Raw genomic sequence first — 23,496 nt, forward strand, 5'->3', positions numbered from 1 at the left:
CGCTACCTCCGGGACGGGGCGCGGGCCCCGTCCGTGGTCATGTACATCTCCAGCCCGCCGGCCGTCACCAGCCCCTCCGCCGCGAACACCCGTGCCCCCTTCTCGCACAGTTCACGGTCCGCGGACGCACGGGCGGCGAACTCCTCCGGTGTGGTGCCGAACAGGTCCCGCAGGCGGGGGAGTGTGGCCAGGAGATCGGTCAGGAGGCGTCGCTGGCCCGGGTGGGTGCGCGGGGCGCCGGTGCCGTCGTGGAGGACGCCCCGGCGGTTGACGTAGGCGTACGCGCCGGGGAGCGTGCTGCCGTCGGGGAGTTCGACGCGCACGTCCGGCGCGGGCAGCCACGCGCGGCGGAAGTTGCCGTGCGGCAGCGGAACGCCCTCGCTCGCGTCGATCACCGTGAGCTGCCGGGGGTCCAGCCAGAGCACGAACAGCTCGCTCACCCGGCCCGTGGTCGCCACCGGCGCGTTGGACACGTAACCGGGGCGGCTCACGTGCGCCGAGACGCCGATGCCGACGCCCGTCACCCGGGCCCGCACCATGGGCAGCGGGGTGGTGATCCCCGATCCGGCCAGCTTGTCGCGCAGTTGCCCGGGGCAGGCGTTGGAGCCGATCGAGATCACCGGCACCCGGTCCTCGTACGCCCACCGCTCCAGCGGCAGCAGCCGGTCCCCGACGAGCAGTCCCGACCCGCGCGGCCAGGCGCCCGGATAGTCCAGCGGACGCTCGCGCGGCACCATGTCCAGCCCCAGCGCCGCCAGCGTACGGTCCTCCATCGGCACCGCTCCCGCTCAGTCCGCCGGGGGCAGCTCGCCCGAGCCGCGGGTGATCAGGCGGGTCGGCAGTTCGATGCGCTCCGGGGCGATCAGCGTGCCGTCCAGCTGGCGGAAGAGCCGCTCGGCGGCGGTCCGGCCGAGGGCGGCGGCGTCCTGCGCGACGACCGTGACGCCGGGCTGCAGCAGATCGGCCAGCTCGATGTCGTCGAAGCCGACGAGGGCGACCTGGCGGGCGTGCTCGGCCAGCACCCGGATCACCGTGACCGTCACCCGGTTGTTGCCGGTGAAGATCGCGGTGACCGGCTCGGGCCCGGAAAGCATCTCCTGCGCCGCCCTGCGCACCCGCTCGGGGTCCGTGACGCCCAGCGACATCCACGCGTCCGCCACCGGTATCCCCGCGTCCTCCATGGCGGTTCGGTAGCCGCGCAGCCGCTCGGCCGCCGTGTGGATGCGGGGCATGTCGCCGATGAAGCCGATCCTGCGGTGCCCGTGCGCGATCAGATGGCGCACGCCGTCGCGCGCGCCGCCGAAGTTGTCCGACACCACCACGTCCGCGTCGATGTGCCCCGCCGGACGGTCCACGAACACCGTGGCGACGCCGGCCTTGATCTCCGGCTCCAGATAGCGGTGGTCGTCGCCGGCCGGGATCACCACCAGGCCGTCCACCCGGCGGGCGCACAGCGCCAGCACCAGCTCCTGCTCACGGTCGGCGTCCTCCGCGCTCGACCCGTTGATCAGCAGCGCGCCGTGCGCGCGGGCCACCTCCTCCACGGCCCGGCTCAGCGGGCCGTAGAACGGGTCCGCGAGGTCCTCCAGGACCAGGCCGATGCTGGCGGTACGGCCCTTGCGCAGCACCCGCGCGCTGTCGTTGCGGCGGAAGCCGAGCGCCTCGATCGCCTCCTGCACCCGCCGCTCGGTCTCCGGCGTCACGCCCGGCTCGCCGTTCACCACACGGGAAACCGTCTTCAGGCCCACCCCGGCGCGGGCGGCCACGTCCTTCATCGTCGGACGGTTGCCGTATCGGGTCCCTGGGAAGCGGTCGGTGCGGCGGGTCGTCTCCGGCACGAGGTGTCCTGTCCTGTCGGCCACGGGGATGCGTGAGTCCATGGGCTTGTATGAGGATGTGGCGTCGAGCATAGAGCCTGGACAACGTTGTCAGCGTCGGGAGACACTGTCCGACGCACACTCCGGCCCGCACCTCACCGCTCGACCGGGCCGTTGGCCGTGCTCCATGTGTTGCCTCCTGGTCGCGCATGGCCGTTCCCAGCGTGTTCTCTGATGGTTTCCGACGGTTGACGGGGAGATCCGACTCTGATGCACACCGACCTCGTGGCTGCGCTCGACATCGGCGGCACCAAGATCGCCGGCGCGCTGGTGGACCGTGAGGGCCGGATCCTGGCCCGCGCCCACCGGCCGACCCCCGCGCGGGAGGACGGCGACACCGTCATGGCAGCCGTCGGAGCGGTGATCGCCGACCTCGCCGCGTCTCCCCTCTGGGAGCGCGCGGGCGCGGTCGGCATCGGCAGCGCGGGCCCCGTCGACGCCTCCGCCGGCACGGTGAGCCCCGTCAACGTGCCCGGCTGGCGCGACTATCCGCTGGTCGCCAAGGTGCGGGACGCGGCCGGCGGGCTGCCGGTCGAGCTGATCGGCGACGGGGTCGCCATCACGGCCGCCGAACACTGGCAGGGCGCCGCCCGCGGCCACGACAACGCGCTGTGCATGGTCGTCTCCACGGGCGTCGGCGGCGGCCTGGTGCTCGGCGGACGGCTGCACCCCGGGCCCACGGGCAACGCCGGACACATCGGCCACATCAGCGTGGACCTCGACGGCGACCCGTGCCCGTGCGGGGCGCGCGGCTGCGTGGAGCGGATCGCGAGCGGTCCCAACATCGCGCGGCGCGCGCTGGAGAACGGCTGGCGGCCCGCCCCGGACGGCGACACCTCCGCCGCCGCGGTCGCCGCCGCGGCCCGCGCCGGCGACCCGGTCGCCGTGGCCTCCTTCGAGCGCGCGGCCCGCGCCCTCGCCGCGGGCATCGCGGCCACGGCGACCCTCGTCGAGATCGACATCGCGGTGATCGGCGGAGGCGTGGGCAAGGCGGGCGAGGTGCTCTTCGCTCCGCTGCGGAAGGCGCTGACCGAGTACGCCACCCTGTCCTTCGTCCAACGCCTCACGGTGGTCCCGGCCCGGACGGGCACGGACGCGGGTCTGGTGGGGGCGGCAGCGGCGGCGCTGATGGGGCGCACGGATGCGGCGGTGGCGGGGGTGTGAGGGGCGGCGGGCGTGACCGAGCCCGGCCGGAGACCAGTCCGAGAACGCGGGGGAAGCGGGGCGTGACCGAACGGCCTGTCCCGCAGTTGAGCCGGGCATGAAGAAGCGCAGCATGCTCGCCATCGCCTCCCTCGCCACCGGTTTCGTCGTCGCGGCCGTCACCCCGTCGCACGCGCTCCCCGACACCCCCGCCCTCGGTGCGCTCGACGTCGACGACACGCTCGGCTCCCTCGACCGCACGGTCGCGGAGGACAACACACTGGAGCTGGACATCGACCGGGACGGCAAGGCCTGACGGGCCCCACGCGGCGTCGACGGCGGCGCCGGCACCCCTCCGCTTCGGGGCGCCGGCGCCGCCGTCACGCGTTCTCAACTTGATCTGGTTTCCGTGGCAGGGTGGAACGGGCAAGCCTCAGGGGGCCAACAGAAGAGGGGGAACCGTGATCGTCTGGATCAACGGGGCGTACGGTGCGGGGAAGACCTCCACCGCGCGCGAACTGATCGAGCTGATCCCGAACAGCACGCTCTTCGACCCCGAGGTCATCGGCGGAGCACTGGACCGGCTGCTCCCGCCCAAGCACCTAGCCGGGGTCGGCGACTTCCAGGACCTCCCGATCTGGCGACGCCTCGTGATCGACACCGCGGCCGCGATGCTCGCCGAGCTCGGCGGGACCCTGGTGGTCCCCATGACCCTGCTGCGCCAGGAGTACCGCGACGAGATCTTCGGCGGCCTCGCCGCCCGGCGCATACCGGTCCGCCATGTCCTGCTCGCCCCGGCCGAAACGATCCTGCGGGAGCGGATAGCCGGCCGGGAGGTCCCGGAGGACCTCCCCGACGGCGAGACACGGGTCCGGCAGTGGTCGTACGACCACATCGAGCCCTTCAAGGCGGCGCTCGCCGCCTGGCTCACCGCCGACGCCTATCCGATCGACAGCGGCTGCCTCACTCCGCGCGACACCGCCCGCCGTATCGCCGAGGCGGTCGGCAGCGGGGAGGTGCCCGCCTGCGACATCGTGCAGACGCCCGAGCCCACGGCGGAGACCGTCGCCGCGGGGGTGCTGCTCTTCGACGAGCAGGACCGGGTGCTGCTCGTCGACCCGACCTACAAGGCCGGCTGGGAGTTCCCCGGCGGGGTCGTCGAACGCGGTGAGGCCCCGGCGCGGGCCGGTATGCGGGAGGTCGCGGAGGAGACCGGCATACGGCTCGACGACGTCCCGGCCCTCCTCGTCGTCGACTGGGAGCCGCCCGCGCCGCCCGCCTTCGGCGGTCTCCGGCTGCTGTTCGACGGCGGCCGCCTCGACTCCGAGGACGCCGGCCGCATGCTGCTGCCCGGCCCCGAACTGCGCGCCTGGCGCTTCGCCTCCGAGGCGGAGGCGGCACACCTGCTGCCACCCGTCCGCTACGAACGCCTACGGCGCGCGCTGCGCGCCCGTGAACGCGGCCGGGCGATGTACCTGGAGGGCGGGGTGCCGGTGGGGTGAGGGGACGTGCGGTCTTCGGACCGGAAGTCCCCTACGGTGCGCCTAGGACCGGCGGGACGCGTGAGCAACGTCGTCGCCGTGGCTGAGGCGCGTCGCGCCGGCAGGGTGGACCGGCGGTCCTGGGGGCTGTCGCCTCCACGGTGCGGCTCCGACCCGTGCCGTGTCGGCGTCGTCGCCGTGGCCGGGCGGACGGGGCTGCCGCCCGCGTCGCCGGTGCTTAAGCGCGTCGCGTCCACGTGAGGTGGAGTGACGGTCCCGGGGGACCGTCGCCCCCACGGTGCGTCCAGAAGGCCGCGCAGGCGCCGGTGCGGCCGCGCCGCGCCACCCCGACGTCCACGCGCCCGCAGGGCAGAGCCCCCGCCCACCCGAGCGGAGGCTCTGCCCTCGACGAGGCGCGCCGATCAGGCCGCCCCACCCGCGTAGTTCCGCAGGAACAGCGCCTCCGCGACCGACAGCCGCTCCAGTTCGTCCGGCGACACGCTCTCGTTCACCGCGTGGATCTGCGCCTCCGGCTCGCTCAGGCCGATCAGCAGGATCTCCGCCTTCGGGTAGAGGGCGGCGAGCGTGTTGCACAGCGGGATGGAGCCGCCCTGGCCGGCGTACTGCATCTCCTGGCCCGGGTACGCGACCGCCATCGCGTCCGCCATGGCCTGGTACGCCGGGCTGGCCGGGTCGGCGCGGAACGCCTGGCCCTGGCCGATCTGCTCGGTGGTGACGCGCGCGCCCCACGGCGTGTGCGACTCCACGTGCGCGCGCAGCAGTTCGGTCGCCTTCGCCGCGTCGACGCCCGGCGGCACCCGCAGGCTGACCAGCGCCCGCGCGCTCGCCTGCACGGACGGCGTGGCGCCGACCACCGGCGGGCAGTCGATGCCGAGCACGGTGACCGCGGGGCGGGCCCAGATGCGGTCGGCGACCGTGCCGGAGCCGATCAGCCCGACGCCGTCCAGCACCTTGGCGTCCTTGCGGAACTGCACCTCCTCGTACTGAATGCCCTGCCACGCGCTGTCGCCGGTCAGCCCGTCGACGGTCGTGCTGCCGTCCTCGGCCCGCAGCGAGTCCAGCACCCGCACCAGCGCGGCGAGCGCGTCGGGCGCGGCCCCGCCGAACTGCCCGGAGTGCAGGTTGCCCTCGAGGGTGTCGATCCGCACCCGCACCAGCGTCATGCCGCGCAGCGTGGTGGTGACGGTCGGCAAACCGGCGCGGAAGTTGCCCGCGTCGCCGATGACGATCGTGTCGGCGGTGAGCAGGTCCGGGTGCTCCTCGGCGTACCGCTCCAGGCCGCCGGTGCCCTGCTCCTCCGAGCCCTCCACGACGATCTTGACGTTGACCGGCACGCCGCCGTTCGCCTTCAGGGCGCGCAGCGCCAGCAGGTGCATGATGACGCCGCCCTTGCAGTCGGCGGCGCCGCGCCCGTACCAGCGGCCGTCGCGCTCGGTCAGCTCGAACGGCGGCGTGGTCCAGCCGGCCTCGTCCAGCGGCGGCTGCACGTCGTAGTGCGCGTACAGCAGCACGGTCTTCGCGCCTTCGGGGCCCGGCAGGTAGCCGTAGACCGACTGGGTGCCGTCCGGGGTGTCGAGCAGGGCGACGTCCTGGAAGCCCTCGGCGGTGAGCGCGGCGGCGATCCAGCGGGCGGCGCCTTCGCTCTCCTCGCGGGGGAACTGGTCGAAGTCCGCCACCGACTTGAAGGCCACCAGCTCGGTGAGCTCCTCCTTCGCCCTGGGCATCAGTGAGGCGACGGTCACGGCGACCGGATTCGACGACATGGGCACGCTCCTTGTAGGTGCGACGTTGTGCAAGTGCGTACTTCTCGGTACGCGATGATCGTGTGGTGAGCGTGAGTGACCCATGTAAGGGCCACTCACGCCGCCGATCCTCCCACAGCGGACCGTCACGACCGCCGCCGTAGGATGCGGGAGGACAGCAGCGGCAGGCGGCGTGATCGGAGCAGCGGACCATCGTGAGCAGCGACAACTCTTCGGCGGACGACGTGCGGCAGGTGTGGGACGTCGTCGTGGTGGGCGCGGGACCCGCGGGGGCGTCGGCGGCCTACGCGGCGGCGGTCGCGGGGCGGCGCGTGCTGCTGCTGGAGAAGGCGGAGCTGCCCCGCTACAAGACCTGCGGCGGCGGCATCATCGGCCCGTCGCGCGACGCCCTGCCGCCCGGCTTCGAACTGCCGTTCAAGGACCGGGTGCACGCGGTGACGTTCTCCAGCAACGGCCGTTTCGCCCGCACCCGCCGCTCCCGGCAGATGCTCTTCGGGCTCATCAACCGGCCGGAGTTCGACCAGCAGCTCGTCGAGCACGCCCAGAAGGCCGGGGCCGAACTGCGCACGGGCGTCGCCGTGCAGCGGGTGGAACAGCACGGCTCGGCCGTGCCGGACCGGCGCACGGTCGCCGTCGTCCTGCAGGGCGGCGAGACGGTGCTCGCGCGGGCCGTGGTCGGCGCCGACGGCAGCGCCGGCCGCATAGGGGCGCACGTCGGGGTCAAGCTGGACCAGGTCGACCTGGGTCTGGAGGCGGAGATCCCGGTGCCGGAGACGGTCGCCGAGGACTGGAAGGGCCGGGTGCTCATCGACTGGGGCCCCATGCCGGGCAGTTACGGCTGGGTCTTCCCCAAGGGCGACACCCTCACCGTGGGGGTCATCTCGCGGCGCGGTGAAGGCGCCGCCACCAAGCGCTACTTGGAGGACTTCATCGCCCGTCTGGGTCTCGCGGGCTTCGAACCGGCCATCTCCTCCGGGCATCTGACCCGCTGCCGGACCGACGACTCGCCGCTGTCCCGCGGCCGGGTGCTGGTCTGCGGTGACGCGGCCGGGCTGCTGGAGCCGTGGACCCGCGAGGGCATCTCCTTCGCGCTGCGCTCCGGCCGGCTGGCGGGGGAGTGGGCGGTGCGCATCGCCGAGGCGCACGACGCCGTGGACGCCCGCCGCCAGGCCCTCAACTACGCGTTCGCCGTGAAGGCGGGCCTCGGCGTCGAGATGAGCGTCGGCAAGCGCATGCTGGCGGCGTTCGAGCAGCGTCCGGGTGTCTTCCACGCGGTGCTGACCGGCTTCCGCCCGGCGTGGAAGGCGTTCAAGGACATCACCCGGGGCGCGACGACGCTCGGCGAACTGGTGCGCACCCATCCCATGGCCCACCGCGCGCTGATGGCACTGGACCGGCGAAGCGCGAGCGGCGGCGAGGCCGGCGCCGGACAGTGACCGAGGTCAGCCGCGGACGGTGATCCGGAAGACCGGGTGGTCGGGGGCCGCCGCCAGGATCTCCTCGTCGGAGGACTTGGCGGTGACCCCCTTGAAGTACTGGTTGACCTCCCAGCCCCACTTCTCCAGGTAGGCGCGCAGCAGCGGCAGCTTCTCCCCGTCGGGGATCTCCACCGCCGTGAAGGTGCGCACCTTGCGGCCCACGCGCAGCTCACCGCCGCCGGCGGCCCGCATGTTGCGCACCCACTGGGAGTGCCCGCGCGCCGAGACCAGGTACTGCTGCCCCTCGAAGGTGTGCGGGTTGACCGGGAGACGCTGCATCTGCCCGCTCTTGCGGCCGCGGACGGACAGCTCGGCGGTGCCGGCCAGGCTGATGCCGTGCCGGGCGAGCCGGCCGACGATCCGGTTGAAGCGGGCGGCGACGGGACCGGCGGTGAAGTAGTACGGCGTGGACGACGACATCGGGACCTCCGGGAGGGCATGGGGGAGAGCGCCGCTCTGTTTTGTGAGCACTGCTCTCGCTTCGACTTCAGTGTGCCCGGTTCGGCGTGGCGATGCAAGAGCAGTGCTCTCGTTTGTGTGCACTGCTCTGTTCTCATGGAACACTGTCGTGCATGACGAGCACACCGCACGGCGCCCGCGCACGGGCGAGGATCGAGATCACCGCGGCCATCAAGGAGGAGGCGCGACAGCGGCTCGCCGAGCAGGGCGCCGCCGAGCTGTCCCTGCGGGCCGTGGCCAGAACGCTCGGCATGGCCTCCTCCGCGATCTACCGCTACTTTCCCAGCCGGGACGACCTGCTGACCGCTCTCATCATCGACGCCTACGACTCCCTCGGCGAGAGGGCGGAAGCGGCCCTGAAGGGGTCCGCCGGCGCCGCCCCGGGGGAGCGCTGGACGGCCGTGTGCGAGGCCATCCGCGGCTGGGCGCTGGCCCACCCGCACGAGTACGCGCTGATCTACGGCTCCCCGGTGCCCGGGTACGCCGCGCCCGCGACCACCGTCCCGGCCGCCTCACGCGTCGGCTTCGCCCTCATCGACGTCGTCCGTGACGCCCACCGTGCCGGGGAGCTGGACGTCCCGGCGGTTCCGGCGGACCTGGAGGCGGAGGCCGCGCGCATGGCGGCGGACTTCGTCCCGGACCTGCCGCCCGCGGTGGCGCCGGCCTGCGTGGCCGTCTGGGCGCAGCTGCTCGGCCTGATCGGCTTCGAGGTGTTCGGCCAGTTCACCCGGATCGTGGAGGAGCGGGACGCGTTCTTCCGTCACACGGTCGCCGGTCTCGCCCGCACGGTCGGTCTGCGGCCCGCCGACGCTTCGTAGGCTCCGGGCCGCGCGGTCGGTCTGCGGCCCGGCGTCTCCTGGGCTTCGCGCCGCGCGGTTCGGCCCGGGTGGTCGGTCTGCGGTTCGTCGGCGCGTTGTGGGCTTCGCACCCTGCGGTCGGTCTGCGGCCCGGCGTCTCCTGGGCTTCGGGCCGATCGGTGCCGCCCGCGACCCTGGGTCTCCTGGGCTTCACGCCGCTCGGTTGGGTCCGCGTGGTCGGCCCGCGGCTCGTCGGCGCCTCCTCCGCCGTGCGTCCCGCGGTCGGCCTGCTGCCCCGGCCCCTCCCCGTCCCCGAGCCCCGCTCGGCCCCTCCCCGTCCCCGCACCCCGCCCGGGCGTACTTCCCCGGGAGTACGTGTGATCACGCCGTCCGGCCGACGCCGCCGGGCGGGCGCTGCGTCTAGCGTGGCGGACATGGACGAGCAGCGTGGGCCCGGCACCGGCCCGCCGGAGCGGTGGCGCCCCGGCGGGCCGCCCCGGTGGTGGCGGCACGGCCCGCCCGGCTGGAGCCGCCGCGCCGCCGAGCGGAACGAGGATCTGGAGTCGGCCGGCCGCGCCCGGTGGCCGTGGCCCTCCACCGTGCTGTTCACCGCCTTCGTGCTGATCGGCTCCGGCTTCGCCGACCACGCCCAGGCGGGCGAACGGGTCGCCCTCGACCCGCCGGGCCGGGTGCTGCTGCTCCTGTCGGGCGTGGTGCTGCTGTGGCGGTGGCGGCATCCCGTCGCCGTGCTGTGGGGCACGGTGGCCGCCGTCCTGCTGTACCTGGGGGCCGGATATCCGTACGGGCCGGTCCTTCTGACCGTCGCGGTGGCCGGTTTCACCGCCGTCGTCTCGGGGCGGCGGTACGCGGCCTGGGCGGCGACGGGAACGCTGTGGGCCGGGCATCTGCTGACCGTCCACGTCCTGTACCGGTGGCTGCCCCCGTCAGGCGACGAGGCGGCCCCCTGGACCGAGGAGATCGTCGTCGCCACCTGGGTGGTGGCGCTCCTCGCCGTGTCCGAACTGGCCCGCGTCCGCCGTGAACAGTGGGCGCGCGAGCGGGCCGAGCGGGCACGCGCGGAGCGGCGGCGCGCCGACGAGGAGCGGCTGCGCATCGCCCGTGAACTGCACGACGTGCTCGCGCACAGCATCTCCGTCATCAACGTGCAGGCCGGCGTCGGACTCGCCCTGCTGGACCGCGACCCCGAGCAGGCGCGCACCGCGCTCACCACCATCAAGGCCAAGAGCAAGGAGGCGCTCGGCGAGGTACGCCAGGTGCTCGACACCCTGCGCGCCCCCGGCGCCGCTCCGCGCGCCCCCGCGCCCGGCCTCGACCGGCTGCCCGAACTGGTGGAACAGGCCGCGAGCGCGGGACTGACCGTCACGGTCGAGGGCGAGCCGCCCCGGCTGCCGCCCGGCGCCGACCTGGCCGCCTTCCGCATCGTCCAGGAGGCCCTCACCAACGTCGTACGGCACTCCGGGGCCCGTGAGGCGCGCGTGCACATCGAACGGCGCGACGGGCGGCTGCGGCTGCTGGTCGACGACGACGGTCCCGCCACCGGCGCCGACGCGGGCGGCACCGGCAACGGGCTCGCCGGGATGCGGGAGAGGGCCGCCGCGCTCGGTGGCACCATCGAGGCGGGCACCCGCCCGGACGGAGGGTTCCGCGTGTTCGCCGTCCTGCCGATCGAGAGCGAGGAGGACCGGTGATCCGTGTGGTGCTCGCCGACGACCAGTCACTGGTCAGGGCCGGCTTCCGCGCCCTGCTCGACGCACAGCCGGACATCGAGGTGGCGGGGGAGGCGGCCGACGGCGAGGAGGCGCTGCGCCTGATCCGCGAGCTGCGGCCCGACGTCGTGCTGATGGACATCCGCATGCCCGGACTCGACGGCCTCGCCGCGACCCGCCGCGTCACCGGGGACCCCGGCCTGGCCGACGTGAAGGTGGTCATGCTCACCACCTTCGAACTGGACGAGTACGTCTTCGAGGCGATCCGCTCGGGCGCCTCCGGCTTCCTGGTGAAGGACACCGAGCCCGAGGAACTGCTGCGCGCGGTACGGGCCGTGGTCGACGGCGACGCACTGCTCTCGCCGGGTGTGACGCGCCGGCTGATCGCCGAGTTCGCCGCCCGCTCCAAGGAACCGGCCGCCGCGGGCGCCCTGTCGGAGCTGACCGAGCGGGAACGGGAGGTGATGGCGCTGGTCGGACTCGGCCTGACCAACGAGGAGATCGCCCGCCGCCTGGTGGTGAGCCCGCTCACCGCCAAGACCCACGTCAGCCGCACCATGGTCAAGCTGGGCGCCCGCGACCGCGCCCAACTGGTCGTCCTGGCCTACGAGTCCGGGCTCGTGCGACCGGGCTGGCTCGGCTGAGCCGCCCGCCGGTACCGCACCAGGACGGACACGGTACGGACGGCGAACAGCACCCCCGCGAGCACACCGGCCCCGCGCACCAGCACCGTGTCCACCGCCCCCGGCAGCGCGAACAGCAGCGCCGGACCCGCCACCGCGCCGAACACCACGGCCGCGGCGAAGGCCGCGCTGCACAACGCGTACCCGATCTCCACGGTGATCGCGTCCCGCTCGGCCTGACCGCGCCGGCCGCCCGTTCCCGTTCCCCCCTGCTCACGCATGCCGGGAGTGAAACAGACGGGCGGCCGGCGGGCAAGCACCGGGCCTCAGACGATCGCGGACGTCTGGCGCCAGAGTTCCGCGAGTGCCGCGTCGCCCGTCACTTTCGGCACGGGGAGCCGGTTCCACAGCGACAGGTACAGCTCGGCGGCCGGACCGGACACCTCGCACTCCGCGTCCCCGGCCGCGTCCCGCGTCGTCACCGGCGGCTCCTGCGACAGCCGTACCGTCCACACCGCGTCCGCGTCCGTCGCGCGTATCCGGAGCACGCGCGGCTCCGGGGTGCGGACGCGGCTCCTGCGGCGGGCGTGAAAGCCGCGCAGCAGTTCGTCGACGCCGTCCACCGCGAAGTCCGTGGCGACGGGCGTCGGGTCGCCGCCGCGCGCGGCCTGCGCGTCCCAGCGGTGCACGGCCGTCTCGTGGGCCTGGCGGCGGGCCCAGAAGCCGAGCGCGGACTCGGCGCCGGGCAGGAAGGTCCAGCACTCCACCTCGGGCTTCGCCTTGCGGAGCGTGTCGAGCAGCGCGCCGTGGCAGGCGCGGTACCAGGCGACCAGCTCCGGACCGTCCAGGTCCGGGTGCTCCTCCATCGGGCGGGGCGCCGGGCACGCGTCGGCGACGAAGCCCGCCGCCCACCGGTGCACCACGCCGGTGTGCCGCAGCAGGTCCCGCACCCGCCAGTCCGGGCAGGCGGGGACGGGGGCTCCGGGCCCCGCCTGCTCCGCCGCGTCGGCCAGCGACCGGCCCTCGTGCTCAAGGATCTCCAGGTACCAGGCAGTGTCCATGGCCGGGAGTCTGCCCCACGGAGGGCCGGTGCGGTCGGTGCTTTTCCCGGCGCCCTAGGGCAGCGGCGTCCCGCCCGTCGCGTTCACGATCTCGGCGGTGATGTACGACGCCTCCTGAGAGGCGAGGAAAACGTACGCCGGGGCCATCTCGGCCGGCTGGGCCGGACGCCCGATCGGAGCCTGCTTGCCGAACTCCGCCGTGTCGGGCATCGTCGCCGGGATCAGCGGCGTCCACACCGGGCCCGGCGCCACCGCGTTGACCCGGATGCCCCGCTCGATCAGCATCTGCGCCAGCCCCTGTGTGAAGGTGACGATGGCGCCCTTGGTGGTCGCGTAGTCCAGCAGATGCGGACTCGGCTTGTACGCCTGCACGGACGCCGAGTTGATGATGCTGCCGCCCTCGTTCATGTGCGGGACGGCGAACTTGCACAGCCAGAACATGCCGTACAGGTTGGTGCGCAGCACCCGGTCGAACTGCTCGGTGGTGATCGCCTCGATGCCGTCCGGCTGCGACATCTGGTACGCGGCGTTGTTCACCAGGATGTCGATGCCGCCGAACTCGGAGACCGCCCGGTCGATCAGCGCCCGGCAGTTCTCCTCCTCCCGGATGTCGCAGGACACGGCCACGGCACGCCGCCCGGCCTCCTCCACCCAGCGTGCGGTCTCGGCCGCCTCGTTCTTCTCGCTGTCCAGATACGTGAAGACCACGTCGGCCCCCTCGCGGGCGAACGCCAGGGCGACCGCGCGGCCGATGCCGGAGTCCCCGCCCGTGATCACGGCCGTACGGCCGGTGAGGCGGCCGCTGCCCCGGTAGGAGTCCTCACCGTGGTCCGGCGGCGGGTCCATGGGGCCGGTCCAGCCCGGGTGCGGCTGGTCCTGGGAGGGGAAGTCGGGGGTGGGGTGCTGGTCGACGGGGTTCTGCTGCTCGCTCACGTTCTCTCCCGGATCCGCGCGGTGGTCGCTTGCGGCGTCCGCCGGGCGGAGGGCCGGCGGACACCGACGACCGGGTACCCCGGCGCCGCCCGGTGATCCCCGCCGGGCGCTCAGTCCGTCCGTACGTTCCGGGTCGTGAAGCCGATGGCGGTGGCCACCGCGGCCAGCACCGCCACGCTGGTCAGGGCGGCCGGGAGGCTGTACCAGTCGGCCATGAACCCGATCGCGGGCGGGCCGAGCAGCATCCCGCCGTAGCCCAGCGTGGAGGCTGTCGCCACGCCGCTCGGGCCCGCCAGCGCGCCCGCCCGCTCCACGGCCACGGGGAAGAGGTTGGCTAGCCCCAGCCCGGTGACGGCGTACCCGAGCAGAGCCGCCCACAGATACGGCGCAAGCGCGCCGGCGAGCATGCCGGCCGCGGCCGTGGAGCCGCCCACCAGGATCGTGCGGGTCCGGCCCAGCCGTTCCAGCAGTGTGGTGCCGCTCAGCCGGCCGATCGTCATGGCGAGCGCGAAACACAGGTACCCGACCGCCGCCGCGCCCGGCGAGGCGTCCAGGTCCTGCTCCAGATGGAGCGCTCCCCAGTCGGCCAGCGCGCCCTCGCCGTAGGCGGTGCACAGCGCGATCAGCCCGAAGACGGTCACCAGGGCGCGGGTGCGCCGGTCGCGCCGGGGCGCGGAGCCCTTGGCGGGCCGTCCCCCGTCCGCCGGGGTCAGCGGCTCGCACCGCATCAGCGCCCGCCCCGCGACCGCCGTCACCAGCAGCGCGATCACGGCGAGCCCCGTGAGATGCCGGACCGGGGACAGGGAGCCGGCGACCAGGGCGCCCAGCCCCGCGCCGATCATGCCGCCGAGGCTGAACGCCGCGTGGAAGCTGGGCATGACCGGCCGCCGCAGCGCCGCCACCAGGTCGACGGCGGCACTGTTGAAGGCGACGTTGATCCCGCCGTACGCCGCGCCGAACACCAGCAGCACGGCGCCCAGCGTGAGCGCGGAGTGGGTCAGCGGCGGCAGGGCCACGCTGACGCTGAGGAGCACCGCGCAGACGACGGTGACCAGGTGGCTGCCGTACCGGCGGCACAGCCGGCCGGTCAGCGTCATGGTGATCACGGCGCCCGCGGAGACGCCGAGCAGCGCGAGCCCCAGGGCGCTCGCTGACGCCCCGGTCTGTTCCTTGATGGCGGGGATGCGGACGACCCAGCCGGCGAAGACGAAGCCGTCCAGGGCGAAGAAGGCGGTCAGGGCGAGTCGGAGTCGGACGAGGTCGGTACCCGGCACGGCACTGTGCGCACGGGTTTTGTTTATCAGCGGCACAAAAGCAGGCTAGGCGGCGTTCCGATCCGGCGGCAAGAGGTCGCGGGACACGGCGGAAGTGAGCGTGAGCACCGCCGGAGGGGTGGGGGCGTTAACCCGTGTGATCCTCCCGGATGGTGGGGCCGCGCGACATGACTGAGCGTGGATCAGGCCGGAGCCCGGGACCCGTTGTGCTGACGCGGAGTCAGCTGCCCGGCCTCCAGTGGAAGGACTCTCAGATGCGCTCTGCCCGCATGGTGCTCGCCGCCGCGACGGCCACGGCGGCTCTCGCCGTCGCCGCCCCCGCGGCCTACGCCGACCACGACGGCGACAGCGGACACGACAAGTCTTCCTACAGCAAGGAGTACGACAAGGAGAGCAAGCACGACGAGGGTGACAAGTACGACAAGCCGCACGGCGGTGTCCACGCGGGCGGCGGCGCCCTGTCCGCGGTGACCGGCGACGACTGGGGCACCGCCAAGGACCCGAAGTACGACCCCGAGACCTACAAGGAGAAGGGCGACTCGGAGAGCGAGGAGTCCTGGAGCGGCAAGCAGGACAAGGAGTGGAAGCACGAGAAGCCGCACGGCGGCGTGCACACCGGCGGTGGCGGTCTCGCCTCGGAGCCCGGTGTCACGGTGGGCGGCCTGGCCGCGCTCGCGGTCCTCGGCACCGGCGCCTACGCACTGCGCCGTAAGAAGGTCTCCGGGAACATGGCCTGAGCCGTGCCCGGGGTCATAGCGGCCGGGGCCGTCCCCGGCGCCCCGCGCGTCACGACGGCCCCGTCCGCCCCCTCCCGAGTCCTCCCTCCCCGACATGCCCTCCGCCGTGCCCGAACGAGGTGGTTCCCCGATGCCGGTCAGTGCCCCCACTCCCGCCGAACCCGACCAGGCGTCCCCGACGAGGCGCCGAGTGCGCTCCGTCATGACCGCGGTCTTCTGGGGCGGGGCCGGTCTGCTGCTGGCCACCACGCTGATGGGCGGCGGGGAGGACCCGCCCGACGACGCCCACGGACCGCACGCCTCCCGCACGGTCGCCGCGGCGCCCTCGGCCGACGTGTCCACCGGACCGGCCGAGGGCGGGTCCGCCGCATCGGCGTCCCCCGCCGAACGGCCCCCCGGCACACACCTGCCGCGCTCCGCGCCGACGAGGCTGGTCATCCCGTCCATCGGCGTGAACGCCCCCTTCACGGCACTCGACCTCAACAGTCAGGGCCAGCTCGAAGCGCCCCCGCCGAACGACACCAACCTCGTCGGCTGGTACGCCAAGGGCGTTTCCCCGGGCGAGCCGGGCACGGCGATCATCGCCGGGCACGTGGACACCAAGACCTCCGCGGCCGTCTTCGCGCGCCTCGGCGAACTCGACAAGGGCGACCGCTTCCAGGTGCGGCGCGCCGACGGCACCCGTGCCACGTTCGTCGTCGACGAGGCGGAGTCCTTCGACAAGGACGCCTTCCCCGACGAGCGCGTGTACGCCGACACCCCCAACGCGCAGGTGCGGCTCATCACCTGCGCCGGCGCCTACGACCACGCCGCCAAGGACTACACCGAGAACCTGGTGGTCTTCGCCCGCCTCGTCCGCACCTGAGACCCACGACGAACGGCTGCCCGGAAGGGGGAGGGACCCCTCCGGGCAGCCGGCTCCGTCACGCCGCGGAGCACTCCGCGCCGTTGAGCAGGAACGCCGTCGGGCTGGTGTTGGTCCCCGAACGCGAGCCCGTGAAGCCCAGCGACACCGAACCGGACGGCGGGATCGTCGCGGTGTACGGGGCCGCCGCGACGCTCACCTCCGCACCGCTCTGCGTCACCGTCCCGCCCCACAGACTGGTGATCCGCTGGCCCGCCGGGAAGGCCCAGCGCAGCGTCCACCCGACGACCGCCGTGCTCCCGGTGTTCCGCACGACGACCTCGCCCTGGAAGCCCCCGGGCCACTCACCCGTCACCCGGTAGGCGACCGCGCAGGACCCGGCCGCCGGACCCGACGCCGTGGTGACGGTCACCGTCGCGGAACGCGCCGAACGGTTCCCGGCCGCGTCCCGCGCGTACACCGCGAAGGTGTACGACGTGTGCGCCGCGAGACCGGTCACCGTGGCCGTGGTGCCGAAGGCCGAGGCGACGACGGTCTCCGGGCCGCCGGCGACCCGCACGACGTCGTAGCCGGTCACGCCGACCGCGTCGGTGGCCGCGCCCCAGGTCAGGGTCACGGAGGAGGACGTCACCGCGGAGGCCGCCGGAGCGCCCGGAGCGGTCGGCGCCGTGGTGTCCTCGCCCGGGCCGCTCCGGTAGACCGCGGCCTCCTCGGACGTGGCCGCTATCCCGTCCGGGCCGTCGAAGAGGCGCTGCCCCCAGCTGGTCATCCGGTCCGGGTCGAAGTTCTCGACCATGTCCAGGTACTCGACCCCGCCGCCGTTGCCGCTCCACGACCAGCCCAGGTAGCCGATGCCGAGCTGCCGGGTGACCGACAGGATGGCGTCCTCGTCCGGGTTGCCGTCGGAGTGGTCGTGCCCGAACTCGCCCACCACGACGGGGAGTCTCGCGGCGACGAACCGGTTCAGGTAGTCGCTCACCTCGGCGGCGGTGTCGAAGACGCCGTACATGTGGATGGAGAACACCGTGTTGGCGTCCGGGTCCGCAGCGAACACGGAGGCCGCGTTGTCGCGCATGGTGAACGCCCAGTCCTGGCCCCAGTTGGGAGCGTCGACCATCAGCGTGTGGTCGAATCCGGCGGCCCGCAGCTTCTGGATCGCCGCCTTGGTGTCGTCGGTCCAGCGCGTGTAGCCGGTGTTGCCGTGCGGCTCGTTGCCGATGTTGACGACGACGTGGTCCTCCTGGCCGACGAGCGCGTCGCGCACCTCGATCCAGTAGTCGGCGGCGCGGGACAGCGTCACCGCTCCGCTCTGCTCGCCGTAGCCGGTGGTGTCGTGCACCTCCAGGACGCAGATCAGCCGGTTGCGCTTGCACTGGGTGACGACGTTCGCCACGTCGGCGGTGTCGTTGCGGGTCCACCGGTCGCCGCTGGACAGCACCACGCGCACGGTGTTGGCGCCCTTGGCCTTGATGTGGTCCAGCGAGTCGAGGCGGTCGGCGTACCAGGTGTGGGCGTGGTTGACGCCGCGCATCACGAAGTCGTTGCCCGACGCCTCGAGGAGCCGTCCGTTCTGCACCCGGAACCCGGTGGGCGCCGCGTGGGCGGGGGCGGTCGGGGCGAGCAGCGTCAGGAGCAGACCCGCGAGCGCCGCGAGGAGGGCGGCGGCCCGAGGAGCGGTGTGAGGGGTGGTTCTCATGGCGGCTCCAGGAGAAGGGTGAGTGAGGTCGTTTCCGTGCCGGAGGACGTTCGGCGTCAGGCGCCGGGCGCGGCCGCGCAGTCGGTGGTGGCGGCGGGGGCGGCCGACCCCGCGGTCGTGGTGGCGATCAGCCCGAACGCCGTGCTCGCACCAGGGGCGAGGGAGCCGTTCCAGCCCGCGTCGGAGACGGTGGCCACGCCGTCGGCCGCCGTCGTCAGGACGCCGTTCCACACCTGGGTGACCCGGGCGCCGTCGGCCGGCCGCAGCGTCACCGTCCAGCCGCGGACGGGGACGGCGGAGGTGTTCCGCACGGTCACCTCGGCCCGGTGGCCGCCCTGCCGGACGGAGACGGAGCGGAAGGACGCGGTGCAGGTGACAACGGGGTCGCCGGGGTCCCCGGGGCCGCCCGGGGTGTTCTCCACCTGCGCGGCGAGGGCGGGGAACCAACGGGCGGCGATCTTCTCGTCCCCGTCCGCGTCGGGGTGCACGCCGTCGTAGGTGTCGGCGGCGGTGTCGAAGCCCGTCCACTGGTCCACGACGACCACGGGGGAGCGGTCGGTGCTCGCACCGGCGGCCCAGGCGGGTATACGGGCGTTGAGTTCGACCACCCGCCGGCCGCACCCGGCGCAGGTGGCGGGGCCCATGGGGATCAGTTGGGCGACCAGGACGCGCATGTCCGGGTTGGACTCCCGCATCTGCGCGAGCAGTGTGTCGTAGGCGGCGAGGATGCGGTCGGGCGCGACGTCGCTCCAGACGTCGTTCGTGCCGAAGTGCATGACAACGATGTCCGGCCGGGTGGCGGCCAGCCGGGCGGGCAGCAGGTTCCGGCTCGCGGCATCGGTGACCAATTCGCCGCCGTGGCCCTCGTTGTCGCCGTCGTGCGTGACCCCGCAGCCCTGCGGGGGCAGCGTGCCGACGAAGTCGATGCCGGTGTGGCCGGCGTCCTGGAGCCGGTTCCACAGCAAGGCGCGCCAGCAGCCGGGCGAGCCGGTGATGGAGTCGCCGAGCGGCATGATCCGCACGGGGTCGGCGGCCGTCGTCGTGTCCGGCGGGGATGCCGCCGTCGCGGCCGGGGCGAGCAGGCCGAGCGACAGGAGCAGGGCGGCCGGCAGGCCGAGTGACGAGCGGATGCGTGAGCCTGGTAAGCGCGGACGTCGGGTGTGGCGCATGGTGTCCCCTTCCCGGAACGGAGGTGGGAGCGCTCCCATGCGGGACATGAAGCCACCGTTGTCGGTTACGCGTCAAGAGATGAGGCGGGGATCGGTCCCGCGACCTGTGGGGACGAGGAGACGTCGGGCCGGGACGCCGTGGGGCGCCCCGGCCCGACGCGGGGGAGTTCGACCGCCGTTCGACGCCTCGGGCCTCAGACGCCCCGGTCGGACGGCGCACGGGGCCCCGGCGTCTCGGGCGCCTCGGATGCCTCGGGCGCCCCGGCCGGCGTGGTCGTACGGCGCGGCAGCGCCTTGCGGAGCAGCGGCCAGGCGAGCAGGAGCACCACGACCGCGTACACGGTCACCGAGAACGGCGTGTTCACCAGACCGGTGACACTGCCGTCGCTGATCTGCAGCGCGCGGCGCAGCTGCTGCTCGGCGGCCGGGCCGAGGATGACGCCGATGACGGCGGGCAGCACGGGAAGTCCGTAGCGCCGCATACCGAACCCGATCAGGCCGATGACCAGCAGCAGCACCAGGTCGATCACCTCGCCGCCGACCGCGTACGCGCCCACCGCCGCGAAGAACATGATCCCGGCGTACAGGTACGGCCGCGGGACGCGCAGCAGCTTCGCCCACAGCGGCGCGAGCGGCAGGTTCAGGGCGAGCAGCAGCACCATCCCGACGAACAGCGAGGCGATCAGGCCCCACACCAGGTCGGGCTCCCGCTCGAAGAGCAGCGGGCCCGGCTGGATGCCGTACTGCTGGAACGCGGCCAGCATCACCGCCGCGACCGCGGTGGTCGGCAGACCCAGCGTCAGCATCGACACCAGCGTGCCAGCCGCCGAGGCGGACGCCGCCGACTCGGGGCCCGCCACACCCTCGATGGCGCCCTTGCCCCACTCGTCCTTGTGCTTCGACAGCCGCTTCTCCGTCACGTACGACAGGAACGTCGGGATCTCCGCGCCGCCCGCCGGGATCGCGCCGAAGGGGAAGCCGATGAACGGGCCGCGCGCCCAGGACTTCCAGGTGCGCCGCAGATCGGCGCGGCCCAGCCACGGCCGGCCCACCGGAATCGGCTCCGGCGGCCGGCGCCGCAGATGGGCGGCCACCCACAGCGCCTCACCGATCGCGAACAGGCCCACCGCGACGATCACCACGTCCACGCCGTCGGCGAGATGCAGCGAGCCGAAGGTCAGCCGCTGCTGCCCGGTCATCTGGTCCAGGCCGATCAGACCGATCGTCAGGCCGATCAGCAGCGAGGCCAGGCCCCGGATCCTCGACGAGCCGAGGACGGACGTCACGGCGATGAACGCCAGCACCATGATGGCGAAGTAGTCCGGCGCGCCGATGTCCACCGCCAGGTCGGCGACCGTCGGCGCGAGCGCGACCAGCAGCAGCGTGCCCACCATGCCGCCCGCGAAGTGGCCGACGGCGGCGGCCGCGAGGGCCTGCGCGCCGCGCCCCGACTTCGCCATCGGGTTGCCCTCCATCGCGGCGACCACGGCGGCGCTCTCGCCGGGCGTGTTCAGCAGGATCGAGGTCGTGGAGCCGCCGAACATCGCGCCGTAGTAGATGCCGGCGAACATGATGAACGCGCCGGTCGGGTCGAGCCCGTACGTCACCGGCAGCAGCAGGGCCACCGCCATCGCCGGGCCGATGCCCGGCAGCACACCGATCGCCGTACCGAGCAGCACACCCACCGCGGCCCACAGGAGATTGAGCGGGGTGAGGGCCGTCCCGAAGCCGTCCAGCAGGGAGTCGAGGGCGTTCATGTCACAGCACTCCCATCAGCGGACCGCCGGGCAGCGGCACTCCGAGCAGCTTGTCGAACAGGGCGTAGGTGGCCAGCGAGAGCACCGCCGCGATCAGCGGGTCGCGGTCCACGCGGCGGCTGCCGAGCGCGTACGCGGCGCCCCAGAACAGCAGGGCGCCCGCGGCGGGGAAGCCGAGCGGGTCGATCAGGACGGCGGAGCCCAGGAACACGCCGGACAGCAGCAGGACCGTGCGCCAGTCGGCCGGTTCACCGAGGTCGACGTCCTCCCCGGTCTCGGCCTGGCCCCGGCCGCCGCGCAGCACGTCGACGGTGAGGAGGACGGCGACGAGCAGCAGGCCGATGCCGACCACGACGGGCACGGTCTTCGGCCCGACCGGGCCGCGCTGGGTGATGTCGACGTCCATGGTGAGGGCGTCGGTGAGGACCAGCACGCCGAGCGCGAGGAGGAGGGCGCCGACGCCCAGTTCGGAGTGGTCGCGCAGCCAGGAGCGGGCGGTGCGAGGGGTTCGGGGGGTGGTGGGCCTCGTCCCCGGCGCGGGGGACGGAGACGGCTGGGCCCCGGGCTCGGACGCCGGGGTGGGGGGAGTGGTCACAGGCCGAGCTCCTTCAGTACCGACACCACGCGCTCGTCCTCGGCGGCCAGGAACGCGCCGAACTCGTCGCCGGTCAGGAACGCGTCGTCCCAGCCGTTGCGCTTCATGGACGCCTGCCACTCCTTCGAGTCGTGCAGCGCCTCCAACAGCCGGACGAGTTTCCCGCGTTCGGCGTCCGTGAGGCCGGGCGGGGCGACGACACCCCGCCAGTTCGTGAACTCCACGTCGTAGCCGGACTCCTTGAGCGTGGGCGCGTCGAGGCCCGGCACGCGCTCGGGGCCCGTCACCGCCAGCAGCCGCAGCTCGCCCGCCTCGATCTGGTCCCGGTACTCGCCGACCCCGGAGACGCCGAAGGCGACCTTGCTGCCGAGGATCGAGGCGAGCAGTTCTCCGCCGCCGTCGAACGGGATGTAGTTGACGTCCTTCGGGGCGATCCCCACGGCCCGCGCCATCAGCATCGGAGCGAGGTGGTCGGGGCCGCCGGGGGACGAACCGCCGCCCACGGGAAGCCGGCCCGGGGCGGCCTTCCAGGCGGTGACGAGGTCGTCGATGGTCCGGTACGGGGAGTCCTTGGCGACCACCACCACGTCCTGCTCCTCGGTGAGCCGGGCGATCGGCGTGGTGTCGGCAAGGGTGCGGGGCGCGTGGTTGGAGCGGACGGCGCCGACGACGCCGAGCCCCATCGACATGGCCAGCTTGCCGTTGCCGCGCTCGTTCACCAGGCGGGTGAGGCCGACCGTGCCCCCGGCGCCGGGCAGGTTGAACACCTCGACGGAGCCGGTCAGTCCGGCGTCCTCGGCGTTCTTGGCGGCCGTGCGGGCGGTGATGTCGTAGCCGCCGCCGGGCGTGTTGGGAACCATGAGGCGCAGGCCCGGGATGTGGGTGCCGCTCTCGGCGCCACTGCCGGTCGTGAGCAGCGGGGGGCCCACGAGGACGAGCAGAGCGGCGCCGAGCAGGGCGAGGGGTGTGCGCAGGCGCACGGGTGCCACCACCTGTCGGTCGGGTTGTGCGGGTCGGGTGGTTCGAGTGGGTTGTGCGTAGGTGCAGGGGTGCGTCACCCGTGGAGGGGGGCGGGTGACGCGGGCCACATCGTGCCGGGGCGGGGGCGGGCTGTCGCGGTTACGGAAGCAATGGAGGTTGTGGTCGTTGTGTCAGCGCGGCGGTCGCTCCTGGTGCAGGTCTGTCGCCGGCCCTGTGCGGGGTCGGGGGCCGGGGGGATGATGGGGCGCATGTGGGACGGGGAGGACGTGAGCGGGGCCGGCGAGGCCATCGGGGTACTGGTGGTGGACGACGACTTCCGGGTGGCGCGCGTGCACCGGGCGTACGTCGAACGCGTCGACTCCTTCCGGGTGGTCGGGGTCGCCGGCAGCGGTGAGCAGGCCCTGAGCGCCGTCGACGAACTCCGTCCCGATCTGGTGCTGCTCGATCTGTATCTGCCCGACGTGTTCGGCCTCGACGTCATCCCCCGGCTGCGCACCGCCGGGCACGACTGCGACGTCATGGTCGTCAGCGCCGCACGCGAGGCGGACGCGGTGCGCGGCGCCGTGCGGCGCGGTGTCGTCGACTATCTGCTCAAGCCTTTCGACTTCGAGGATCTGCGGGGGCGGCTGGAGCGGTACGCGGTGCAGCGGGGAATGCTGCGGGACACCGTGGTGCGCGGGCAGGCGGACGTCGACCGGGTGCTGGCGGGGGCGGCGATGCCCGTACCGTCCGTGCCGTCCCTGCCGCGCAGACTGCCCAAGGGGATGAGCGCGGAGACCGCCGGGCTGGTGGAGCGGACGCTGCGGGAGGCGGAGGGGAGCCTGTCGGCGAGCGAGTGCGCGCGGCTGACCGGTGTCTCGCGGGTGAGTGCGCGGCGGTACCTGGAGTACTTCCACACCGTCGGGGCGGCCGAGGTGTCGTTGCGGTACGGGGCGACCGGGCGGCCCGAGCGGCGGTACCGATTCGTGGGGGCCGGGCGAGGGGTTGTCTCCGGGGATGGGCGGGCCTAGGGTCGGTGACGCGTAGGGAAAGCGCTTTCTGTGCCGACCGCGTCCACCG

At 73.7% G+C, this 23,496-nt stretch carries 23 protein-coding genes; 10 read left to right on the forward strand and 13 right to left on the reverse strand.

What is annotated here, in order from left to right:
• Positions 1–2 precede the first annotated feature (2 nt).
• Together ELQ39_RS28960 and ELQ39_RS28965 are read right to left on the reverse strand one after the other, a co-directional pair.
• Positions 3–773, reverse strand: coding sequence for a hypothetical protein (locus ELQ39_RS28960; protein ID WP_242594820.1), 771 nt, complete (start codon positions 771–773; stop codon positions 3–5).
• A 15-nt stretch (positions 774–788) separates the two neighbouring features.
• A complete protein-coding gene (locus ELQ39_RS28965; RefSeq protein WP_242594822.1) occupies positions 789–1,880 on the reverse strand; it encodes a LacI family DNA-binding transcriptional regulator in 1,092 nt (363 codons plus the stop codon).
• 207 nt (positions 1,881–2,087) lie between these two features.
• Between ELQ39_RS28965 and ELQ39_RS28970 the strand changes: the two genes are divergently transcribed.
• The 3 genes from ELQ39_RS28970 (at position 2,088) to ELQ39_RS28980 (ending at position 4,522) form a co-directional block, all read left to right on the forward strand.
• Positions 2,088–3,041, forward strand: coding sequence for an ROK family protein (locus ELQ39_RS28970; protein WP_190003764.1), 954 nt, complete (start codon positions 2,088–2,090; stop codon positions 3,039–3,041).
• Positions 3,042–3,138: 97 nt separating this feature from the next.
• A complete protein-coding gene (locus ELQ39_RS28975; protein ID WP_190003765.1) occupies positions 3,139–3,336 on the forward strand; it encodes a hypothetical protein in 198 nt (65 codons plus the stop codon).
• A 145-nt stretch (positions 3,337–3,481) separates the two neighbouring features.
• Entirely contained in the window at positions 3,482–4,522 is a 1,041-nt protein-coding gene (locus ELQ39_RS28980) for an NUDIX hydrolase (protein WP_190003766.1), read from the forward strand.
• Positions 4,523–4,923: 401 nt separating this feature from the next.
• On the opposite strand, the gene ELQ39_RS28985 is transcribed toward ELQ39_RS28980, so the two are convergent.
• Positions 4,924–6,285 (reverse strand): dipeptidase, encoded by a 1,362-nt coding sequence (locus ELQ39_RS28985; protein ID WP_242594824.1) that lies wholly within the window; start codon positions 6,283–6,285, stop codon positions 4,924–4,926.
• A gap of 194 nt (positions 6,286–6,479) precedes the next feature.
• On the opposite strand from ELQ39_RS28985, the gene ELQ39_RS28990 reads away from it, so the two are divergent.
• A complete protein-coding gene (locus tag ELQ39_RS28990; RefSeq protein ID WP_242594826.1) occupies positions 6,480–7,721 on the forward strand; it encodes a geranylgeranyl reductase family protein in 1,242 nt (413 codons plus the stop codon).
• Between the two features lie 6 nt (positions 7,722–7,727).
• Here ELQ39_RS28990 and ELQ39_RS28995 read toward each other — a convergent pair whose 3' ends face one another.
• The gene (locus ELQ39_RS28995) at positions 7,728–8,183 is read right to left on the reverse strand and encodes a nitroreductase family deazaflavin-dependent oxidoreductase (protein ID WP_225640759.1); all 456 of its coding nucleotides are present in this window, start codon (positions 8,181–8,183) and stop codon (positions 7,728–7,730) included.
• Positions 8,184–8,335: 152 nt separating this feature from the next.
• Here ELQ39_RS28995 and ELQ39_RS29000 point away from each other — a divergent pair, with 152 nt between their 5' ends.
• The 3 genes from ELQ39_RS29000 to ELQ39_RS29010 all read left to right on the forward strand — a co-directional run bounded on the left by ELQ39_RS29000 (position 8,336) and on the right by ELQ39_RS29010 (position 11,390).
• On the forward strand, positions 8,336–9,040 hold the full coding sequence (locus ELQ39_RS29000; RefSeq protein WP_242594828.1) for a TetR/AcrR family transcriptional regulator: 705 nt from the start codon (positions 8,336–8,338) through the stop codon (positions 9,038–9,040).
• Between the two features lie 413 nt (positions 9,041–9,453).
• Positions 9,454–10,728: a sensor histidine kinase gene (locus ELQ39_RS29005; protein WP_242594830.1), complete on the forward strand. Its 1,275-nt coding sequence runs from the start codon at positions 9,454–9,456 to the stop codon at positions 10,726–10,728.
• Positions 10,725–11,390: a response regulator gene (locus ELQ39_RS29010; protein WP_242594831.1), complete on the forward strand. Its 666-nt coding sequence runs from the start codon at positions 10,725–10,727 to the stop codon at positions 11,388–11,390. Before ELQ39_RS29005 ends, ELQ39_RS29010 begins: the two co-directional genes overlap by 4 nt.
• On the opposite strand, the gene ELQ39_RS29015 is transcribed toward ELQ39_RS29010, so the two are convergent.
• The 4 genes from ELQ39_RS29015 to ELQ39_RS29030 all read right to left on the reverse strand — a co-directional run bounded on the left by ELQ39_RS29015 (position 11,351) and on the right by ELQ39_RS29030 (position 14,637).
• Positions 11,351–11,650 (reverse strand): DUF6332 family protein, encoded by a 300-nt coding sequence (locus tag ELQ39_RS29015; protein ID WP_242594832.1) that lies wholly within the window; start codon positions 11,648–11,650, stop codon positions 11,351–11,353. The genes ELQ39_RS29010 and ELQ39_RS29015 overlap by 40 nt on opposite strands.
• 45 nt (positions 11,651–11,695) lie before the next feature.
• Positions 11,696–12,430 (reverse strand): maleylpyruvate isomerase family mycothiol-dependent enzyme, encoded by a 735-nt coding sequence (locus ELQ39_RS29020; protein WP_242594833.1) that lies wholly within the window; start codon positions 12,428–12,430, stop codon positions 11,696–11,698.
• Between the two features lie 54 nt (positions 12,431–12,484).
• The gene (locus ELQ39_RS29025) at positions 12,485–13,363 is read right to left on the reverse strand and encodes an SDR family oxidoreductase (RefSeq protein WP_190003775.1); all 879 of its coding nucleotides are present in this window, start codon (positions 13,361–13,363) and stop codon (positions 12,485–12,487) included.
• Positions 13,364–13,473: 110 nt separating this feature from the next.
• A complete protein-coding gene (locus ELQ39_RS29030) occupies positions 13,474–14,637 on the reverse strand; it encodes an MFS transporter (RefSeq protein ID WP_242594834.1) in 1,164 nt (387 codons plus the stop codon).
• Positions 14,638–14,891: 254 nt separating this feature from the next.
• Between ELQ39_RS29030 and ELQ39_RS29035 the strand changes: the two genes are divergently transcribed.
• The gene (locus ELQ39_RS29035; protein WP_242594835.1) at positions 14,892–15,374 is read left to right on the forward strand and encodes a hypothetical protein; all 483 of its coding nucleotides are present in this window, start codon (positions 14,892–14,894) and stop codon (positions 15,372–15,374) included.
• 130 nt (positions 15,375–15,504) lie between these two features.
• Positions 15,505–16,239, forward strand: a complete 735-nt coding sequence (locus ELQ39_RS29040; RefSeq protein ID WP_242594836.1) for a class F sortase — start codon at positions 15,505–15,507, stop codon at positions 16,237–16,239.
• Positions 16,240–16,297: 58 nt separating this feature from the next.
• Here the strand turns inward: ELQ39_RS29040 and ELQ39_RS29045 are convergent, their stop codons facing one another.
• From ELQ39_RS29045 to ELQ39_RS29065, 5 genes are all read right to left on the reverse strand, one after another.
• Positions 16,298–17,935 carry a cellulase family glycosylhydrolase gene (locus ELQ39_RS29045; protein WP_242594837.1) on the reverse strand — a complete coding sequence of 546 codons (1,638 nt, stop codon included), beginning with the start codon at positions 17,933–17,935 and terminating at the stop codon, positions 16,298–16,300.
• Between the two features lie 56 nt (positions 17,936–17,991).
• Positions 17,992–19,104, reverse strand: coding sequence for a GDSL-type esterase/lipase family protein (locus ELQ39_RS29050; RefSeq protein WP_242594838.1), 1,113 nt, complete (start codon positions 19,102–19,104; stop codon positions 17,992–17,994).
• 194 nt (positions 19,105–19,298) lie between these two features.
• Positions 19,299–20,861, reverse strand: coding sequence for a tripartite tricarboxylate transporter permease (locus ELQ39_RS29055; RefSeq protein ID WP_242594840.1), 1,563 nt, complete (start codon positions 20,859–20,861; stop codon positions 19,299–19,301).
• A gap of 1 nt (position 20,862) precedes the next feature.
• Positions 20,863–21,345, reverse strand: coding sequence for a tripartite tricarboxylate transporter TctB family protein (locus tag ELQ39_RS29060; RefSeq protein WP_242595670.1), 483 nt, complete (start codon positions 21,343–21,345; stop codon positions 20,863–20,865).
• Positions 21,346–21,452: 107 nt separating this feature from the next.
• Positions 21,453–22,436, reverse strand: coding sequence for a Bug family tripartite tricarboxylate transporter substrate binding protein (locus ELQ39_RS29065; protein ID WP_190003967.1), 984 nt, complete (start codon positions 22,434–22,436; stop codon positions 21,453–21,455).
• Positions 22,437–22,685: 249 nt separating this feature from the next.
• Between ELQ39_RS29065 and ELQ39_RS29070 the strand changes: the two genes are divergently transcribed.
• Positions 22,686–23,447, forward strand: a complete 762-nt coding sequence (locus ELQ39_RS29070) for a response regulator (RefSeq protein WP_190003782.1) — start codon at positions 22,686–22,688, stop codon at positions 23,445–23,447.
• The last annotated feature ends 49 nt before the right edge of the window (positions 23,448–23,496 follow it).

Source organism: Streptomyces sp. GB4-14, assembly GCF_022696125.1.
Classification (GTDB): Bacteria; Actinomycetota; Actinomycetes; order Streptomycetales; family Streptomycetaceae; genus Streptomyces; species Streptomyces werraensis.

What these genes read in the sequence shown, in the direction of transcription:
- ELQ39_RS28960 (WP_242594820.1), bottom strand. Translation starts at nt 773, where the DNA reads ATGGAGGACCGTACGCTGGCGGCGCTGGGGCTGGACATGGTGCCGCGC.
- ELQ39_RS28965 (WP_242594822.1), bottom strand. Translation starts at nt 1,880, where the DNA reads ATGGACTCACGCATCCCCGTGGCCGACAGGACAGGACACCTCGTGCCG.
- ELQ39_RS28970 (WP_190003764.1), top strand. Translation starts at nt 2,088, where the DNA reads ATGCACACCGACCTCGTGGCTGCGCTCGACATCGGCGGCACCAAGATC.
- ELQ39_RS28975 (WP_190003765.1), top strand. Translation starts at nt 3,139, where the DNA reads ATGAAGAAGCGCAGCATGCTCGCCATCGCCTCCCTCGCCACCGGTTTC.
- ELQ39_RS28985 (WP_242594824.1), bottom strand. Translation starts at nt 6,285, where the DNA reads ATGTCGTCGAATCCGGTCGCCGTGACCGTCGCCTCACTGATGCCCAGG.
- ELQ39_RS28995 (WP_225640759.1), bottom strand. Translation starts at nt 8,183, where the DNA reads ATGTCGTCGTCCACGCCGTACTACTTCACCGCCGGTCCCGTCGCCGCC.
- ELQ39_RS29000 (WP_242594828.1), top strand. Translation starts at nt 8,336, where the DNA reads ATGACGAGCACACCGCACGGCGCCCGCGCACGGGCGAGGATCGAGATC.
- ELQ39_RS29005 (WP_242594830.1), top strand. Translation starts at nt 9,454, where the DNA reads ATGGACGAGCAGCGTGGGCCCGGCACCGGCCCGCCGGAGCGGTGGCGC.
- ELQ39_RS29015 (WP_242594832.1), bottom strand. Translation starts at nt 11,650, where the DNA reads ATGCGTGAGCAGGGGGGAACGGGAACGGGCGGCCGGCGCGGTCAGGCC.
- ELQ39_RS29020 (WP_242594833.1), bottom strand. Translation starts at nt 12,430, where the DNA reads ATGGACACTGCCTGGTACCTGGAGATCCTTGAGCACGAGGGCCGGTCG.
- ELQ39_RS29035 (WP_242594835.1), top strand. Translation starts at nt 14,892, where the DNA reads ATGCGCTCTGCCCGCATGGTGCTCGCCGCCGCGACGGCCACGGCGGCT.
- ELQ39_RS29040 (WP_242594836.1), top strand. Translation starts at nt 15,505, where the DNA reads ATGCCGGTCAGTGCCCCCACTCCCGCCGAACCCGACCAGGCGTCCCCG.
- ELQ39_RS29045 (WP_242594837.1), bottom strand. Translation starts at nt 17,935, where the DNA reads ATGAGAACCACCCCTCACACCGCTCCTCGGGCCGCCGCCCTCCTCGCG.
- ELQ39_RS29050 (WP_242594838.1), bottom strand. Translation starts at nt 19,104, where the DNA reads ATGCGCCACACCCGACGTCCGCGCTTACCAGGCTCACGCATCCGCTCG.
- ELQ39_RS29055 (WP_242594840.1), bottom strand. Translation starts at nt 20,861, where the DNA reads ATGAACGCCCTCGACTCCCTGCTGGACGGCTTCGGGACGGCCCTCACC.
- ELQ39_RS29070 (WP_190003782.1), top strand. Translation starts at nt 22,686, where the DNA reads ATGTGGGACGGGGAGGACGTGAGCGGGGCCGGCGAGGCCATCGGGGTA.